This is a genomic window from Knoellia remsis (genome assembly GCF_003002895.1).
GTDB lineage: Bacteria > Actinomycetota > Actinomycetes > Actinomycetales > Dermatophilaceae > Knoellia > Knoellia remsis.
Genome location: NZ_PVTI01000060.1, coordinates 1 through 1,432 on the forward strand (window position 1 = coordinate 1; position 1,432 = coordinate 1,432).

1 protein-coding gene is annotated in these 1,432 nt (G+C 67.9%); it reads left to right on the forward strand.

The window, feature by feature from the left end; genetic code table 11:
* The first annotated feature begins 121 nt into the window (after positions 1–121).
* Complete coding sequence (locus tag BCF74_RS16955; protein WP_076443341.1) at positions 122–1,381, forward strand: IS256 family transposase; 1,260 nt, start codon at positions 122–124, stop codon at positions 1,379–1,381.
* Positions 1,382–1,432 lie beyond the last annotated feature (51 nt).

Sequence of the window (1,432 nt, forward strand, 5' to 3'; positions counted from 1 at the left end):
AGTTGAGTCCATAGGGTTGGTGTACGACGACACCGGTGAGCGTGTCCCTACGCACGTAGGTGCGGTCACCGCGTGATCCTTCGAGTGAACCTCTCACAGCACTCTCGAATGGAGCATCGCGATGACCGCGAACACCAGTATCGACCCTGCCGTCTTCCTGCACGACCAGCTCGCCCAGGCCAGCCCGGACCTGATGCGCGATCTGCTGACCACGTTCATCAACGCGCTGCTGTCGGCGCAGGCCGATAGCGTGTGCGGTGCCGAGTACGGCACCCGTAGCCCGGACCGCACCAATAGCCGCAACGGGTACCGGCACCGGGACCTGGACACTCGCGCCGGCACCATCGATGTGGCGATCCCGAAGCTGCGCGAGGGCAGCTTCTTCCCGGAGTGGCTGCTGACCCGGCACAAGCGGGCCGAGGCAGCCCTCACGACGGTGGTGGCGACCTGCTACCTGCTCGGGGTGTCCACCCGCCGGATGGACAAGCTGGTCCAGACCTTGGGGATCACCGGCCTGTCCAAGTCGAAGGTCAGTGAGATGGCCAAGGACCTGGACGAGCAGGTCGCGGCGTTCCGGACCCGGCCCCTGACCGACGGGCCGTACACGTTCGTCGCGGCGGACGCGCTCACGATGAAGGTCCGCGAGAACGGCCGGGTCGTCAAGGTCGCGGTCATGGTCGCGACCGGCGTGAACGCCGACGGCTACCGTGAGGTCCTCGGGATCCACACGGCCACAACCGAGTCCGGTGCCGGCTGGCTCGGGTTCTTCCGCGACCTCGTGGCCCGTGGCCTGTCCGGTGTCGCGATGGTCACCAGCGACGCACACGCCGGGCTCGTCGAGGCGATCGGTGCGACCCTGCCCGCCGCGTCGTGGCAGCGGTGCCGCACCCACTACGCCGCGAACCTCATGGCCGTCACCCCGAAGTCGCAGTGGGGCTGGGTCAAGGCGCTGCTGCACTCCGTGTACGACCAGCCCGACGCCGAGGCCGTCCACGCCCAGTTCGACCGCGTCCTGGAAGGGCTGTACGAGAAGCTGCCGGCCGTGGCCGAACACCTCGAGCTGGCCCGGTGCGACATCCTCGCCTTCACCGCGTTCCCGAAGGAGATCTGGCGCCAGATCTGGTCGAACAACCCCAACGAGCGCCTCAACCGAGAGATCCGCCGCCGCACCGACGTCGTCGGGATCTTCCCCAACCGCGAGTCCGTGATCCGGCTCGTCGGGGCCGTCCTCGCGGAGCAGCACGACGAATGGGCCGAACAACGCCGCTACCTCGGCCTCGAAGCCCTCAAGAACGCCCGCGCCGTGCTCATCGCCCGCGAGGGACAGGCCGGGAACGAGGAGGTGACCACCGAGCTGATCGCCGGCGCCATCAACGCCTAAACCACAACCCTCGACGGATCACCGTCGTACACCACCGATCCGGACTTGACC

Coding starts and splice junctions, on each gene's coding strand:
- BCF74_RS16955 (WP_076443341.1), top strand. CDS start 122: ATGACCGCGAACACCAGTATCGACCCTGCCGTCTTCCTGCACGACCAG.